At 66.6% G+C, this 16,737-nt stretch carries 9 protein-coding genes and 2 pseudogenes; 9 read left to right on the forward strand and 2 right to left on the reverse strand.

Annotation, left to right across the window (positions count from 1 at the left end; translation table 11 throughout):
- Nucleotides 1–329: 329 nt before the first annotated feature.
- Nucleotides 330–1,709 (forward strand): annotated as a pseudogene (locus tag ACH4YL_RS39900) (IS1380 family transposase).
- A 171-nt stretch (nucleotides 1,710–1,880) separates the two neighbouring features.
- On the opposite strand, the gene ACH4YL_RS39905 reads toward ACH4YL_RS39900, so the two are convergent.
- Nucleotides 1,881–3,248 (reverse strand): cytochrome P450, encoded by a 1,368-nt coding sequence (locus ACH4YL_RS39905; protein ID WP_398512436.1) that lies wholly within the window; start codon nucleotides 3,246–3,248, stop codon nucleotides 1,881–1,883.
- Nucleotides 3,249–3,387: 139 nt separating this feature from the next.
- On the reverse strand, nucleotides 3,388–4,422 hold the full coding sequence (locus ACH4YL_RS39910; RefSeq protein WP_398512437.1) for a terpene synthase family protein: 1,035 nt from the start codon (nucleotides 4,420–4,422) through the stop codon (nucleotides 3,388–3,390).
- A 362-nt stretch (nucleotides 4,423–4,784) separates the two neighbouring features.
- Here ACH4YL_RS39910 and ACH4YL_RS39915 point away from each other — a divergent pair, with 362 nt between their 5' ends.
- The 8 genes and pseudogenes from ACH4YL_RS39915 (at nucleotide 4,785) to ACH4YL_RS39950 (ending at nucleotide 16,711) form a co-directional block, all read left to right on the forward strand.
- Nucleotides 4,785–5,819 (forward strand): polyprenyl synthetase family protein, encoded by a 1,035-nt coding sequence (locus ACH4YL_RS39915; RefSeq protein ID WP_398512438.1) that lies wholly within the window; start codon nucleotides 4,785–4,787, stop codon nucleotides 5,817–5,819.
- A gap of 192 nt (nucleotides 5,820–6,011) precedes the next feature.
- Complete coding sequence (gene ispH / locus ACH4YL_RS39920; protein WP_398512439.1) at nucleotides 6,012–7,106, forward strand: 4-hydroxy-3-methylbut-2-enyl diphosphate reductase; 1,095 nt, start codon at nucleotides 6,012–6,014, stop codon at nucleotides 7,104–7,106.
- Nucleotides 7,103–8,983, forward strand: a complete 1,881-nt coding sequence (locus ACH4YL_RS39925) for a 1-deoxy-D-xylulose-5-phosphate synthase (RefSeq protein WP_398512440.1) — start codon at nucleotides 7,103–7,105, stop codon at nucleotides 8,981–8,983. Before ispH ends, ACH4YL_RS39925 begins: the two co-directional genes overlap by 4 nt.
- 3 nt (nucleotides 8,984–8,986) lie before the next feature.
- On the forward strand, nucleotides 8,987–10,123 hold the full coding sequence (gene ispG, locus ACH4YL_RS39930; protein WP_398512441.1) for a flavodoxin-dependent (E)-4-hydroxy-3-methylbut-2-enyl-diphosphate synthase: 1,137 nt from the start codon (nucleotides 8,987–8,989) through the stop codon (nucleotides 10,121–10,123).
- A 266-nt stretch (nucleotides 10,124–10,389) separates the two neighbouring features.
- The gene (locus ACH4YL_RS39935) at nucleotides 10,390–11,676 is read left to right on the forward strand and encodes a cytochrome P450 (RefSeq protein WP_398512442.1); all 1,287 of its coding nucleotides are present in this window, start codon (nucleotides 10,390–10,392) and stop codon (nucleotides 11,674–11,676) included.
- 180 nt (nucleotides 11,677–11,856) lie between these two features.
- A complete protein-coding gene (locus ACH4YL_RS39940; protein ID WP_398512443.1) occupies nucleotides 11,857–14,082 on the forward strand; it encodes a haloacid dehalogenase-like hydrolase in 2,226 nt (741 codons plus the stop codon).
- A gap of 669 nt (nucleotides 14,083–14,751) precedes the next feature.
- Nucleotides 14,752–15,528: an SDR family NAD(P)-dependent oxidoreductase gene (locus ACH4YL_RS39945; protein WP_398512444.1), complete on the forward strand. Its 777-nt coding sequence runs from the start codon at nucleotides 14,752–14,754 to the stop codon at nucleotides 15,526–15,528.
- Nucleotides 15,529–15,952: 424 nt separating this feature from the next.
- Nucleotides 15,953–16,711 (forward strand): annotated as a pseudogene (locus ACH4YL_RS39950) (IS5 family transposase).
- Nucleotides 16,712–16,737 lie beyond the last annotated feature (26 nt).

The following is a 16,737-nucleotide window of genomic DNA, read 5'->3' on the forward strand; positions in this document are numbered from 1 at the left end:
GACCGGGCCTGAAGTCGTGCTCGCGAACAGGCCCCGCGAGAAGCCGAGAAGCAAGCTGCGCGTGATGCCCGCAGCACCTAGCACGGCGACCGGCCAATGATCGACACCCGCGGACGGGGTGGCCACCCAGCACGCGGCGCGGAAGTCTTCAGCCACTCCGCGTCGAAGGTCCGGCCGAAATAGACGTCAGCGGTACGGATCTCGACAGGGATGTCGTGCTCCTCGGCAAGCCGGAAGCGGACGGCCGGGAAAGCGGAAAGTGCCTCTGAGCTGCAACGATAGGACTTACTGAGGGTCCTGTACGTGGTAGCGAAAGAGGCACTTCCCAGGTGAAGAAGAGCAGTGGGTCCTACCAGCTTGTCCGTGTCGAGGGCAGCGGCCGCGGGGTGGTCTCGCAGGCCGGCTCGATCCTGCTGATCGAGACGGTCCGCAAGTCCAGCCTGGACAACGCGATATCGGCGGCACTGGCATCGTGGTGCAAGCCGCGTACCGTGCATGATCCCGGCAAGATCCTGCTGGATGTGGCCCTGGCCGTCGCCCTCGGCGGCGACTGTCTGACCGACGTCGGCATGCTGCGGGCCGAGCCGGGTGTGTGCGGCCTGGTGGCGTCCGATCCGACGGTCGCCCGTCTCGTCGACGCGCTCGCCGCGTCCGGCCCGACGGCTCTTGCGGCGATCCGGAGCGCACGTTCCAAAGTGCGTCAGCGTGTCTGGGAGTTGGCCGGGCAAGCAGTCCGGCTGCCGACGGCAGCGTGATCGTGGACATCGACGGCGTGCTGGTGCTCGCACACTCCGAGAAACAGGACGCCACCGCGACCTGGAAGAAGACCTTCGGTCATCATCCGCTCGTCGCGTTCGTCGATCACGGCCAGGCCGGGTCCGGGGAACCGGTGGCCGCCCTGCTGCGGCCCGGCAACGCGGGCTCCAACACCGCCGCCGACCACATAGCGACCGCCCAACTCGCCGTGGCTCAACTGCCAAAACACCTGCGGCGGGGACGGCAGACGCTGCTCCGGACCGACTCCGGCGGCGGCACGCACAGCTTCCTCGACTGGCTCTCCAAGCTGGGCCGGTGGCTGTCGCATTCCGCCGGAATGACGATCACCGACGCCATCCACCAGACCGTGCTGAAGATCCCGAAGAAGGCATGGACACCGGCCTACGACGCGGGCGGCACCGAGCGGCCCGGCGCCTGGGTTGCGGAGATCACCGACATGCCCGACCTAAGCACCTGGCCCAAGGGCATGCGGCTGATCGTCCGCAAGGAACGGCCTCGCCCCGGCGCCCAGTTGCACTTCACCGACGTCGACGGGCTACGGCTGACCTGCTTCGCGACCAACACGAAAGGCGGTCAGCTCGCCGACCTCGAACTGCGTCACCGCAGACGGGCCCGCTGCGAGGACCGCATCCGAAACGCCCGCGACACCGGCCTGCGCAACCTGCCCTGCACGACACCGCCCAGAAACCAGATCTGGCTGGAGATCGTCTCCCTTGCACTCGAGCTCCTCGCCTGGATGCCGCTGCTCGCCCTGACCGGCGACCCCCGCCGCTGGGGAGCCCAAGAAGCTCCGCCAGCGGCTGTTCTCCACCGCCGCGCAACTCGTGAGCACTGGCCGCCGCCGCTGGCTCCGGCTGCCCACCAGATGGCCTTGGACCGACGTCATCACCGACGCAATCGACAGGCTCCACGCCCTGCCGAACCCCGGCTGACCAACCACTTCGACCGTCCCAACAACCCGCACCACCACACCGGGCAGTGGAACCCGGCGCCCACCCGACGCGACAGCCGGGCCCTCAGCCTGCCCCGGCGCCCAAAAGACCACACCACACAAACACAGAGTCCCCCTCAGCGAACCAACGGAGACTCATGAACGATCGAGGCTAGCCGCTCCCGTGCGATGTCCTGGGAACTGGGGACATGAGCAGTCCTTCAGGGCGAAGCACGAGGCCCCGTCCTGGGCGGACATGTGTGCCGGGCACGGGCTCCATCTTCCAGCGTGTGGCGATGGTCGCTATGGCCAAGGTGGCTTCGGTCGTAGCGAAGGTGTCACCGATGCATTTGCGGGCGCCGGCGGCGAAGGGCACCAGGGCGCCGTGAGGCATGGAGGTGGTGTGGTTGTGGCGCCATCGGTCGGGGTTGAAATGCTCGGGGTCGTGGTAGACGTCCGGCAGGTGCTGAACGAGGTACTGGCTGTAGATGACGGTGCTTCCTGCAGGCACACGGTGTCCGCCAAGTTCTGTCTCTTGTGTGGTGGTGCGGGTGAAGATCCAGGCGGGTGGGCGGAAGCGCAGGGTCTCGGTGATGATGCGGTTGGCCACTTCCAGGCGGGGCAGGTCGTCGAAGGTCGCGGGAGCGTCACCCAAGACGGTGTCGACCTCGGCATGCAGCTGTCGTTCGACATCAGGATGGCTGGCCGTCAAGTGCAGGGCCCACGCCACGAGGCTGGCGCTCGTCTCGGCCCCGGCAAAGAAGTAGGTGATGACCGTGTCGGTCAGTTCGTCGTCGGAAAGCTTCCCCTGCATGCTGTCGCCATGTGCGTCCGGGTCTTGAGCTGCCACTAGTACAGACACAAGATCACCGCGATCGGTGCCGTTCGAGCGGTAGTGCTCGATAGTGCTCCTGGCGACTTGGCGAAGGTGCGTATGCGCCTCCTCAAAGCGGCGGTTGCCCAGGAGAGGCAGCTGGGCCAGCAGCTGTGGCATGAGCATGCGCCGGAAGACACCTCGGGATATGTCCAGGACGTCATGGAGAATCTTGGTGAGGTCCGTATCCGAGAGTCTGGCGCCGGCAAACATCGTCGCGATCAGGATTCGGATGGTCATCTCTTCCAAGGCCGCCAGCACATTGATGGTCTGCCCCTCACGCCAGCATTCTGTGACTGCGTTGATCTGCTTGGTCATTTCTGCGACATAACCGGGCATGCGCGTGGATTGGAAGGCGGGCTGGTTCAGGCGCCGTTGCCTGCGATGCTGAGCGTGAGGACAAGTACCGACCCCGACGCCAAGGGCTTCGCGCGCCTTGTCGATGAGCGGCCCCCCTTTGTCGAAGGTGCGGTCGTCAAGCAAGACTTGATGGGTCAGCGCAGGGCTGCAGACCACGTATGCCCGCCAGGGGCCCAGCCTGACCTCGACGAGATCACCGCTGCCCGGCAGTGATGAGAGGAACGACAACGGGCTGCGCAGCAGTGGCAGAGCGTGACCAAGCAGAGGGAGCGCCCCCGGCGCACATGCTGGACGATCCATATTCATGAGTCCTCCATGATTCTTCGTCGGCTCTTGGGGTGGCTGGCTGACGCTGCTGGGAGGATTGGATCCCCGTTCTCCATCGCGTGCCCCGGTGGCGGGAGCCGGCAGACGAGCGTGTGCAGGGAAGAGATCAGTTCTTCCATCATGGCCTGTGAGCGAAGTGGTTGGGGACGTAGTCGGGATAACCGGTACCCAGTTCTTCTGGGTGTGTATAGCGCTCAGTTTCGAAGTGCCAGTCGTAGTTCCCGCGGACCAGCGACTTCAGAACGTCGGCGGTCCGCAGTGCGCCGCTGGTGGCGGACCTGTCGCAGTTGGCGTCAGCGAGCTCGTCCGGCAGGCGCTGCCGGGCATCCAGAAAGTTGTGTACGACCCCAGTGACGACTGCATTTGCCCGGTCCATGGCGGCCTCACCCCCGCACTCTTGGACTGCCTCCATCATCAGCACAAGGTTGTAGGCGAACTCGTGGCCGCGCTCCTTGGGAGCGGAGAAGACATCGTTGAGGAGCGCAACGTGTTCGGCAGTAGCCCGTCGCATGTCGAGCAGCGACGAGCAGTAGCGGGCCCTGTCAGGCAGGTCGACCCCGGCGACGATCTCAGCCAGATCCATGAACATGTGCATGGCCACAGCGAACTGCCGGTATTCCCTGAACTCCTCGATACCGGGCAGGAAGCCCGCCTCACGTTCAAGGGCCGTTCGGTGGTAGGTGACAAGCCACCCTCTGATGTTGTTTGCCAGCTGTCGGCACCAGCCCGGTGATCTGTGATGTACGGCGCGGTTCCACAGGTCATCGAGGGCGACTTCCAAGGGAGATGCCTGTGCGCCCATGCCGAACTCGAGCACGGCGCACAGGTCTTTGATCGCCTTGCCGCACAACGTGGCATTCCGCCCGTAGGGTCCTTCATCGAATTCGTCATCGACAATGAAGCCCCATGCGCAGAACTCGGCGAGGAGCGGCATCACGTTGCGGTCTGCCGTTGGATAGAATCGGGCAGCCAGCAAAGCCGGATTGGTGCGCTCCACGTGGCGTCGAGAGTGCGGGTCGGGAGCCAGCCCAATCGTGTCGATCCACCTCCACATCTCCAGCTGTGTGCTGTCGAGCCATGGATTGAGACCAGTGGTCTCGAACGGCATGAAGAACTCGGGCAACGTTGACCGGGTCACGATGCTCTCCTCCATGCAACATATGTGAAAGAATTTCAAGGGCAAGGCTAGGTAGCGAGTGCGGAACAATCTGAACTTGGCACCGAGTTTTACCCGGAAGGTCATCGGAATCTGCCCATTGGTGCCCTGATTCTGGCAGCGGATACGGACTAGTCACTCGAATCCTTGCAGGTCAGCGGCACCTTTCTGTTACCGGGGCGTCAGATCACCCAATTCTGCTGAATACTCAGGGTTGACAGGCCCCGCGGGCGGGTGCTCAATGGGTTCGCCCGGCCGAGGAATGGCCTGCCGTATCGGCTTGACGCCTTAGCCCTGGCGCCCCTCTTCTACTCCGCCCTCGTAATTTGGTTGGTGGTTTCCCTGTGCCGTGTTCCGTCGTGCCGCTGTTGGATGTTGAAGCCTGTGGTTCTGCTCTGCTGGAGCAGGCCCGGGAGTTGATGGTGCCTGCGCTGCACGGTTGGTCGGGTCAGCTGCCGGGCCAGATGGGGCGGCTGGCGGGCTATCACCTGGGCTGGCTGGACGCGGAGGGCCGGGCAGTGGACGGCCCGGGTGCGGGCAAGGCGGTTCGTCCGGCGCTGGCCTTCGGCTGCGCTCGGGCGGTGGGAGCCCAGGCACGGGACGCGGTCGATGCGGCGGTGGCCATCGAGCTGGTGCACAACTTCTCACTGATCCATGACGATGTCATCGACCGTGACGAGCTGCGTCGGCACCGGCCTGCGGTGTGGGCGGCGTTCGGTATCCCGGCGGCGCTGCTGAGCGGGGATGCGCTGCTGACACTGGCACTGAAGGTACTGGCAGACGCGCCGGGAGGCGAGGCGGGGCGTGCGGTGGGTGTCCTGGCTTCTTGCGTGCTGGAGCTGGTCGAGGGGGAGGCCATGGACACGGCCTTCGAGCAGCGAACGGATGTAACGGTGGCTGAGTACACCGCCATGGCCGTGGACAAGACCGGGGCGCTGATGGGGGCCGCCTGTGCGCTGGGGGCACTGGCCGGGGGAGCGGGCGAGGCGCGCATGCGATACCTGGACCGCTTCGGCCGTCATCTAGGAGTGGCGTTCCAGATCATGGACGATCTGCTCGGTCTTTTCGGTACGGCAGAAGCGACGGGCAAGCCCGTTGGCAGTGATCTGGCAGCGCGCAAGAAGACCTATCCCGTGTTGGCGGCCCTGGCCTCCTCCACCGCTGCTGGCGAGCGCCTGGGCGCTCTCTATGCCCGGCCCGGGCTCTTGGACGACGTGCTCGTTGAGGAAGGGATCGGCCTCGTGGAGCAGGCGGGTGGGCGGCAAGCGGCGCAGCGGGCGATCGAGCGGGAGCTGCAGTGCGCCTTCGCCGCGCTGACCGCCGCCGATCCTGTGCCTGCAGCGCTGCGTGATTTGACGGCTCTGGCTCATCTGATGACCCACCGCAGCGGCTGAAGGGGCAATGATATGACTGGTTCACCCGTACGACTGTGGTCCGCCACCACGTCCGAGCCCGCCCTTGGCTGCGACGACGTACTGGTAGCCAGCGAACTTGAGTATCCCGACGGCCGGAGGGTGCCGTGCCCGGCAGCAGGGTTGTTGGCCGGGACGGTCACCCGTGGCGGACGCACCACCCGGACCGGTCCCATGCGGCTGCTGTCCGAGCCCGCCCCAGACGGTCTTGAGGCAGCGGTGGCCGAAATGCCTGCCGACGGTGCGTGGCGTGTGGGGCTCGCTATCGGCTACTGCTCCAGCGGCGTGGGGCACACCGCCCGCGCGACGGTGGACACCTGGGCTCGCACGCTGCGTCCGCGCACCCTGCTACTGGCCTCACCCCGCTCGTTCTGCGCGGGTGTGGAACGCGCCATCGATGTTGTCGAGCGGCTCCTTGAGCAGTGTGCCACCGGGGTGTATGTCCGCAAGCAGATCGTCCACAACACGCACGTGGTGGACGACCTGGCCCGGCGGGGTGCAGTCTTCGTCGACGAGCTCGACCAGGTGCCGGACGGGGCAACGGTGGTGTTCTCCGCGCACGGCGTATCCCCGGCTGTACGGGTGGAGGCAGCCCGCCGCGGGCTCGATGTGGTCGACGCGACTTGCCCGCTGGTGACAAAGGTACACTCCGAGGCCCGCCGATTTGCCGCGCGTGGCAACACCATCGTCCTAATCGGGCACGCCGGACACGAGGAGATCGAGGGCACGCTGGGTGAGGCGCCCGAGGTCACGGTCGTGGCCGAATCCCCAGCGGATATCGCCGCGCTCGACGTATCAGATCCGTCCCGGGTCACCTACCTCACACAGACCACCCTGGCCGTCGATGAGACCCGTGAAACCATCACCGCTCTCAAGAAGCGCTTTCCCCAGGCCCGCGGACCCGGCGCTAACGATATCTGCTACGCCACCACCAACCGCCAGCAGGCCCTTGAGTCCATCGCCGCCCGAGCCGACCTGGTCCTGGTGCTCGGCTCGACGAATTCCTCCAACTCGCAGCGCCTGGTGGAACTTGCCCAGCGCGCCGGCACTCAGGCACATCTCATCGAAGACGCTTCTCGCATCCAACCGTTCTGGCTGGAGAAAGCCACCACTATCGCCCTGACCGCCGGCGCTTCGGCCCCGCCCGTCCTCGTCGATGAGGCCATCTCCACCCTCGCGGGCCTGGGTCCACTCTCCGTCACCGAGCACACCACCACGACCGAGGACATCTACTTCGCCCCGCCTGCCGCCGCGAGGAGCCGATCATGAGCGTTCCCACCACCGACCGCTCCACGGAGTGTTCTCTGATCCTCGATGCCGTCAGCCCCAAAGCTCTGCGTGCCCTACCCGAAGAGGCCCTGATGGACGTGGCCGCGCAGATCCGTGCCTTCCTGATCGAGAAGGTCACCGGCACCGGCGGGCACCTTGGCCCGAACCTCGGCGTGGTGGAGCTGACGTTGGCCCTCCACCGGGTCTTCGACTCCCCCCACGACACCCTGTTGTTCGACACCGGCCACCAGGCGTACGTCCACAAGATCCTCACCGGCCGTGCGGTCGGCTTCGACCAGCTCAGGCAGGCCGGCGGGCTGTCCGGCTACCCCTGCCGGGCCGAGTCCGAGCACGACCACTTCGAGAACAGCCACGCCTCCACCGCGCTCGCCCACGCCGACGGCCTGGCCAAAGCCCGGCAGCTGACCGGCGAACAAGACCGGGCCGTGGTAGCGGTCATCGGCGACGGCGCCATGACCGGCGGCATGGCCTTCGAAGCCCTCAACAACCTGGGCAGCGCCCCTGACCGCCCGGTGATCGTGGTCCTCAACGACAACGAACGCTCCTACGCCCCCACCATCGGCGCTCTCGCCAACCACCTCCAGCAGCTGCGCACCGAAACCCTCAACAACCTCGACTGGCCGACAGCTCCCCTCCAGGACAGCCACGGGGTGATCGGGCCCCTGCCGGCGACCCGCAGCCTGTTCGAGTTCCTCGGCTTCGCCTACCTGGGCCCCGTCGACGGCCACCACCTGCCCTCCGTCGAGGAAGCGCTCAACACCGCCCGCGACATGCGCCTGCCCGTCGTGGTGCACGTAGTCACCGTCAAAGGCAAGGGCTACCCACCTGCCCTCGCCGACCAGGCCGAGTGCATGCACGCCGTCGGCCCTCTCAACCCGGCAACCGGCACGCCGCGCGCGAAGAGTAGCAAGCCCTCGTGGACGCATGTCTTCGCCGAAGAGCTCTGTGAACTGGGGGTGCGGCACGAGAAATTGGTGGCGATCACCGCTGCGATGCCCGGCCCCACAGGGTTGGCCCGCTTCGCCGAGTGCTTCCCCGACCGTTTCTTCGACGTCGGCATCGCCGAGCAGCACGCGGTCGCCTCCGCCGCCGGGCTCGCCATGGGCGGCCTGCACCCGGTCGTCGCCCTCTACGCCACATTCCTGGGCCGTTGCTTTGACCAAGTGCTGATGGACGTAGCGCTGCACCAGCTTCCGGTCACCTTCGTCCTGGACCGAGCCGGCATCACCGGACCCGACGGGCCATCGCACCACGGCATGTGGGACCTGACCCTCCTTGGCGCAGTTCCCGGCATGCGCGTGGCCGCCCCCCGCGACGCCGCACGGCTGCGCGACCTGCTCGCCGAGGCCGTCACCCACACCGGAGGCCCGACCGCGCTGCGCTTCCCCAAGGCCACCGCGTCGGACCACATCGAGGCTATGGACCGCCAGGGCAACGTTGACATCCTGTACGCCTCCGGTATCCGCGACGTCCTGCTCGTCGCCATCGGACCGCTTGCCGCCCCCGCCGTGGAAGCCGCCTCCTGCCTGGCCAAACAGGGCATCGGCGTCACCGTCACCGACCCTCGCTGGGTCCTGCCCGTCTCGCCCGACCTGACCCGTCTCGCCGCCCGACACCGCTTGGTGGTCACCCTCGAAGACAACATCCAAGCAGGCGGCGCCGGCACCGCCATCGCCCGCGCGGTCACCGACACCAGGGCCCATGTCCCCGTACACGTCATCGGCCTGCCCGGCCGCTTCCTCCCCCACGGCACCCGCAACGACCTCCTCACCGCAGCCGGGCTCACCCCCAGCGGCATCGTCCAAACGGTCCTGCACGCCCGCGCAGACCACCCCCACCAGTTGCAGGAGGCATAAGCCATGGCCGCCATCGACCTCGGCCTGCCCACCCTGCCACCCCAGGTCCCGGTGCGCCGCCGCACACGACAGATCCACGTCGGCGATGTCCCAATCGGCGGCGGCGCACCGATCTCCGTACAGACGATGACCACCACGGTGACCGCCGACGTAGACGCCACCCTGCAGCAGATCGCCGAAGTCACCGCCGCCGGCTGCGACATCATCCGCGTCGCCGTGCCATCCGCCGACGACGCCGAAGCCCTGCCGAAGATCGCCGCCCGGTCACCGATCCCGGTGATCGCCGACATCCACTTCCAGCCCCGCTACGTCTTCCAAGCGATCGACGCCGGCTGCGCCGCCGTCCGCGTCAACCCCGGCAACATCAAGAAATTCGACGACCGCGTCGGCGACATCGCCAAAGCCGCCTCGGCGGCCGACGTACCGATCCGGATCGGCGTCAACGCCGGTTCCCTCGACCAACGCCTCCTGCACAAGCACGGCGGCGCCACCCCCGAGGCGCTCGTCGAATCCGCGCTGTGGGAGTGCTCCCTCTTCGAGGAACACGGATTCCAGAACCTCAAGATCGCCGTCAAGCACCACGACCCACGCACGATGATCGCCGCGAACCAGCAACTGGCTGAACGCTGCGACTACCCCCTCCACCTCGGCGTCACCGAAGCCGGCCCCGCCTTCCAAGGAGCCATCAAATCCGCCGTCGCCCTCGGCATCCTCCTGTCAGAGGGAATCGGCGACACCATCCGCGTCTCCCTGTCCGCACCCCCCATCGAGCAGGTCAAGGCCGGCAACCACATCCTGCAATCCCTGAGACTGCGGCCCCGCAAACTGGAGATCGTCTCCTGTCCCGGCTGCGGCCGCCTCCAGGTCGACATCCACCGTCTCGCCGCTCAGGTGGAGGCCGCCTTTGCCGGCTTCCCCCACCCGCTGCGGATCGCGGTCATGGGCTGCGTGGTCAACGGCCCCGGCGAATCCAAAGAAGCCGACCTCGGGGTCTCCTGCGGCAACGGCAAGGGCCAAATCTTCCGCAAAGGACAGGTCATCACCACCGTCTCCGAAGCCAAGATTGTCGAGACGCTCCTCGACGAAGCCCTACAGCTTACCCAGGATGCAACCCGTGGTCGCAGCGGAGGCGAGCAATGAGCGCCCCAGTAACGCAGGGGCCCAACCTTCAAAGCCGTTCGCCTTGGCGGAATTGCTGCCTCCCTGTAGTTGGAGTCCGCGCAATCCACACATTAAGAAGCGCCGATCACTGCAGGCGAACAGGGCGCGACCGAACGCACCACTGGCCGGGACCTGCGACACGCGTTGCCTGATTTGACTTTCGCCGCCCCGATAGGGAGGTGGTCGCATGACTTATTACAGAAGGGCGATGGCGAAGCGCTTTCGGCTTCGCTCTGGGGAGAGAAATGAGAGATTTCGCAGAGAAGTCAGAGTGCACAAATCACCTCAGGGATTTTGACCCGTTCGACATCCACCGCGACGATCCTTTCACGACGTTCAAGGAGGCACGCCGCAGCTGTCCAATATTCTACTCTCACCGAATTGGCGCGTGGTGCGTGACGCGTTACCACGACATCGTTTTGGTTCTGACGAATCGGTCGGACTTCTCTGTGCGTGAACACAACCCCCGGCCGACCGCGCATCTCACGGAGCGCACGAAACAGGTCATGGCCGCGTGGCGAGGTAAAGACGCACTGCCTCTGGGGTCGCTCGACCCGCCCGAGCACGACGGAGTCCGGACGTCTGTCGGCACCGTGTTCTCGCCCGAGGCCGTGGCATCGCTCGAACCTCAAATCCGGTCTCTCGCGCGAGATCTGCTGCCCAGGTTGAACACCGCCGGAGACTCGGAGCTCCTCACCGCCTTTTGTCTTCCCTACGCCTTGGCCGTGATCCTGACCGCCCTGGGGATCGAGGGTGAGGACCCCCAGCGGTTCCACACTTGGACCGAACAGCGCGTACGGCTGATGACAGCACCGGCGGGCACGGACGCCGACGAGCTGGAATTGTGCGCTGAGGGGCTGCTGGAGTACGGACGTTTCGCCGATGAGTTGGTCGCGCGTCGGCTTGCGGAGCCCGGGGATGACGCGATCAGCCGCCTGCTGGCGGGGAACTTCCGCGCAAATCCGATGACCGCTGCCCAGGTACGGGCGCACATCCCAACCCTGATCACCGCAGGCTACCGGACAGCTGCCGAAGCGCTGGCCACCACGGTTGACCTTGCAGCCAGAGACCCCAGGCGTTGGCGCACCCTCGTCTCGGGCGAGGTGCCGCCGGCCGCCCTGGTGAAGGAGGCCCTTCGCTACGACTGTCCGATCACCGGCATGTATCGCACCGCCCTGACCGACACCACGGTTGGCAACACGCTGGTGCGGGCAGGCGATCGTGTTCTGCTGTTGTACGGATCGGGCAACCGCGACGAGTCCGTGTTCGAGGAGCCGGACAACGTGCTACCAGGGCGCCCGCACAGCCCTCCCCATCTGGGCTTCGGTCGCGGCACGCACTACTGTGTCGGAGCCGCTCTGGCAGGCCTGGAGTTGCGCGTCGCGCTGGAAGAGCTCATCGCGGCCTATCCCACGCTGCAACTTGTCCCCGGCAAGGGCGATCAGACCTACCAACCGGTCTTCCCGTTCCGGGCGCGCAACGCCCTGTGGGTCCGAACCAGAGGGGGAGCCCATGGCGACGCACACCGATGACACTGTGGCCCGGCCGGTGGTCCAGAGGGTCTTGGACGTCGCCCTTACAGCGGCCGTCCCCCGATTCTTCGGCGTCGGGTGGCACTGGGCAGCCCGCAGGCTGACCGGCCTGGACCCGCACCGGGGCTTGGCCAATGCCTTCCTGGACCGGGTCTTCTGCAGTGAAGAAGGGAACGGAGCATGAAGGTTGCCGTGATGGATGTCGACGGAACCCTGCTGCCCGGGAGCCTGGCGGGCCCATTGCCCCGACGGCTACGGGACGCGGGGCTGGTTCCCGCCGATCGCTACGCGCGGCTGCACTCCGCCGTTGCGGGAGGTGATCCCGAGGACCCTGCAGGAAGGCTGGACGCCACCCGGCTCTTCGGCGAACTGCTCACCGACGTCCCCCGCAGGATTGTCGAGGAGGTCGCTGCCGAAGTGTGGCAGGAGCGCCGTAAGGACCTTTTCGGCTTTGTGCTACCGCTGATCGCCGCACTGAAAAGCAACGGCTTCGTCACCATGCTCATCTCAGGTGGCCCGCAGGCTGCGGTCGCGCATCTGGCGGCTGATCTCGCTGTCGATCATTTCCGAGGCAGCCGTTTCGAGGAGGAGGAGGGCCTGTACACCGGCCGGGTCGCCTCCGTGGACATCGATGCCAAGGACCGGGCGGCTGAGGAGCTCGCCGGTGCTCCGATCACGTGGTCACAATCGATCGCTATCGGCAACTCCCTGGGAGATGTTCAGCTGTTCCACCGGGCCAGACACGGCATCTGCTTCGAAGCCTCACCGCGCTTGCGCGCCCTGGCACATGATCACTCCTGGCCACTCGCTGATCGGCACAGCATCCTGGGAGTCCTGCGCAACCACACGACAGGCCCCGTCATCGCGCCGGATGTTCCCCGGAGCAGTCGCCCCCCGCGCGGCCTGTCCATGGCGACCCGCCGTCTGACTGGCCATCTCCTGAGTCATGTCGGCCCCGACGGCGCGATCCGGTGCGTCCCGGAGAGCCGCGTCACCGAGTCCGCGCTGCTACTCACCTTGCTACGGCGGGAGAGAGCCCACCCGTCCGCTCAGCATGCCCTGCGTGGTTACCTTGAAAGCCGTGCCCCCTTGGCCGACGCCTTCGACACCGCAGTCATCAACGCCACGCTGCACGGCGTCAGCGTTCCGCAGCCGGACCGCCTCATTGAGCAGGTGTTCAAAGGCATCGCCCAGCACTCCTCAGCCCGCAAGAGGCTTGCCCTGTCCGCGATCCTGACGGTGGTTGGTCCGAAGACCTTCCATGTTGACGCGCCCTCATATGCCTTCAATCACCGCGGGGAGGCGACGTGGACCCAGCTGCGCATGGTGGCAATCCATCACCTCAACACTCCGGAACCAGTTGCTCCCGAACTGACGAGCAGGCTGTTGCGAATGACCGAGCATGCGTGCCGTCACGGGATCTACGAGCAGCAGACGTTCTCACATTTGTTCGCATTTCTGGCCATCAGTCGGGTGTTGCCCGGCCACTCGCTTGTCCGGGAGGGCGTCGGCCCGTTCCTGGATGCTATGAACCCCGACGGCGGCCTGCCCTTCATCGTCCGCGAGGAAGTTTTCACGACCGCGACCGCAGGGCTGGCGCTGGCCCGAGCGCGAGCGCCACGCTCCATACTGACAGAAATGGCCGATTACGTGGCCACACTGCAGTCCCTCGAAGGCGGCTGGGCCAATGCCGAGCACGTCGAGCAGACCGATGTAGACACCACCACCCAAGTGCTGGCTTTCCTGCAGGCCGTGGAACCGAACCGGTATCGCGACCAGATCGCGGGAGCACGCCGGTATCTCTGTTCGTACATGCGGCCGGACGGCGGCGTGCCGACCTTCCTCCCGGGCCAGCCCGGCGAACCCACCATGACCGCTAACACAGCCGCGGCCCTCATCCCCTATATCCGAGCACACCGCGACCAGTTCGACCGCGCGATCGGCTATCTACTCGATGCCCAGCACCCGGACGGAACTTTCGAACGCAGCTGGAGCCTCAGCGAATCCAACGCCATGTTCAGGGCGCTGCACACGCTGCGCCTCGCACGGCGACGAAGTTCTGCGGCTCACCAAGGCCGTCTGACACCGGCGATCGACGCGATCCACACCAGGCTCCTGACCACGGCCAATCCGGACGGCGGCTGGGGTCAGACCCCGGGCGAAGATAGTGATCCTATGAGCACCGCTTACAGCCTAAGCGCGCTCGCAGCCGAGCACCGCGACTCTGCGGTTGTACACAATGGCGTCCGCTATCTCCTCACCAAGCAGCAGCCCGACGGGGGATACGCTTCGGTGTCGGACCAGGCAGCTCCCAGGCCGTTGCGCTACAGCGTCCCAGTCCTGCCGGACATCTTCGTCCTGCTGGCTTTGGCACACCTTGGCCCCCCTGTCCGCTACTCCACATGAACCGAGCGTCCGCGTGCACGATGCAGCCGCACCGGAGCCACTGGCTGTACAGACCCCGCGGCGGGTCAGGCGCTGACGACGGGGCCCAGCGACTCTGCCACGCACCTTCACCCTCGACCTGGACGAGCTGCCCCGGCCCGAACGCGACTCGGATGGCATGCGCCAAGGAGGCTCCTATGTCCGAAACCCCCACCGATGTCGTTCTCGGGTTCTTCGCGGACCTCGGCGACGGCAAGTACGAGCGCACCTTCAAGCGTGTCGCCCCGGATGTGAACTTCTGGATCGCGGGCCGGGAGTGGTCCATCGGAGGCACATACGACCGCAAGGGCGTCCAGACTGTGCTGGCCGAGAAGATCGCGCCCGCGCTCACGGCTCCCTTGCCGGCGAAGGCCGTCGGGATCACCGCCCAGGGCGAACGGGTGGCAGCCGAGGTCGAGGTCGGCCGGCCCCACGCGGAGCGGCGTGCCATACGCGAATCAGTTCCACTTCCTGATCGTGGTCTGCGACGGCACGATCGTCACCGCCAAGGAGTACCACGACACGCTGCACGCGAGCCGGGTGATCGGGCCCTGAGGCTCCCCGAACCGAACCTTCGGCGGACCGGGCCGGGAGCGGCCCCGTCCGCGCACACCGACTCGGCTGATGGACACAGCCAGACAGGAGTCTTCCATGTCTCACACTCTTGACGGCAAAAGCGTCGTCATCACTGGCGCGGGCGGAGGGATCGGCCGCGCGACCGCACAGTTGGTCGCCGCGAAGGGCGCCTCAGTCCTGTGCACCGACGTGAACGCCGACGGACTGAAGGAGACCGTCAGGCTGATCCAGGCCGAGAGCCCGGCCGTCCAGGTCGTGGGCGAGGCCCTGGACTGCACCGAACACGGCGCCGCCGTGGAGGTGATCACGCGCTGCGCCGATGCCTGGGGAGGCGACTTTCACGCCCTCGTCAACGTGGCCGGCGTCATCATGGCCAAGCCCTTGATGGAGGTCGAACTCGCCGACTTGGAGCGGGTGTTCAGGGTGAACTTGGGCGGGATGCTGGTGATGTCGCAGGCCGTAGCGCCCCGGCTCACCGACGGCGGGGTGATCGTGAACGTCAGCTCCAGCACCGCCCGCAGCGCGAGTCCCAGCCTTGCCGCGTACGGTGCCAGCAAGGCGGCGAACGCCTATCTCAGCAGGGCGTTCGCCGCAGAGCTCGCCGAGCGCGGGATCCGTGTCTGCGGTATCGGCCCCGGCGCCGTGGACACGGCCATGCCGCGAAGCATCATGCCGCCCGGAGCGGAGGGCGAACGCCTGCTCGAGGCCGCCGTCGCACACACCCAGCTCATCAAAAGGCTTGCCCAGCCTGAGGAGGTGGCCGCCGCCATCTGCTTCCTGCTCAGCGACGACGCGTCCTACATCACCGGCTCGACCCTCTGGTTCGACGGAGGCGCCTCCGCGGCCCACTGACCGGCATGGCAGAAGGCGCAGATCGTCATCAGGACGTCACCCACCGAGCGCCGGTCGGCTCCGTCGATCTCAGGGCGTTCGACGACGACGGCAACTCGTATGAGATCCAAGCGTGCCATGAGGATGCCCGGCTGCTGCAGCGTGCACCACACCGCCACGACCGGGATCGCGGACGCCGACCTTCCGCGCCTTCGAAAACTCTCACTGAAAGAGCGTTTTGTCCTGACAGATGGGTTTGGTGGCGGTCTGGGTGGCCGACATAACTGGGACAGTTGAGGCTTCGGCGACTGCCGTGCTGTCTGGGGCTGGTGACGACAAGGGGAGTTCCGTTTGGCCCCCTTCGCTCCTGTCTGATCCCAAGGCGCCCCCGCTCACCCCTGTTTGCGCCCTGTAGTCGACGGGGCGTCGGCGGTACTAACGAAACATGTCCCGACAGCGGCCGTATCCGAGTGACCTGTCCGATGCCCGATGGGAGTTGATGGAGCCCATTCTGTCGGCCTGGCGGGCCGAGCGGCGGGGGAAGGGTCTGGACATAGGCAGGCCGCCCGAGCATGACTTGCGGCGGATCATGGATGCGGTCCTCTACGTCGATCGCACCGGCATCCCGTAGAGGTACCTGCCGCACGACTTCGCGTCGTGGGAGACGGTTTTCGGGTACTTCGCCGCGTGGCAGAAGGACGGCGTGTTTGACCAGCTCAATGGGGTGCTGCGGCGGCTGATCCGGGAAGCGGAGGGTCGGGGTGGCGAGCCAAGCGCGTGCGTGCTGGACGCCCAGAGCATCAAGACCTCCGCCAACGTTCCTGCCGCCGGCCAGGGCATCGACGCGGGCAGGAAGATCGCGGGCCGCAAGCGCCACATCGGCGTCGACACCCTCGGCCTCCTCCTGGCCGTGCTGGTCACGGCCGCGAGCGTCTCCGACAACGCCGGCGGCATCCAGGTGCTCTCACCGATCGCGAAGGCTCACCCGCGCGTGACCAAGGCCTGGGCCGATAGCGGCTACCGCACCAAGGCCATCGACCACGGCGCTGGCCTCGGTATCGACGTCGAAGTCGTCCGCCGCGACTCAGGAGAGAAGGGCTTCAAGGTCATCCCGCGGCGCTGGGTCGTCGAGCGCACCTTCGGCTGGCTCATGCACCACCGCCGCCTCACCCGCGAAACCACTCCGAACTGGCGCGACACCTGATCGGCCTTGGTGCCATCGCCTACCCA

This window comes from Streptomyces sp. NPDC020681 (assembly GCF_044334895.1).
In the GTDB taxonomy this organism is placed as follows: Bacteria; Actinomycetota; Actinomycetes; order Streptomycetales; family Streptomycetaceae; genus Streptomyces.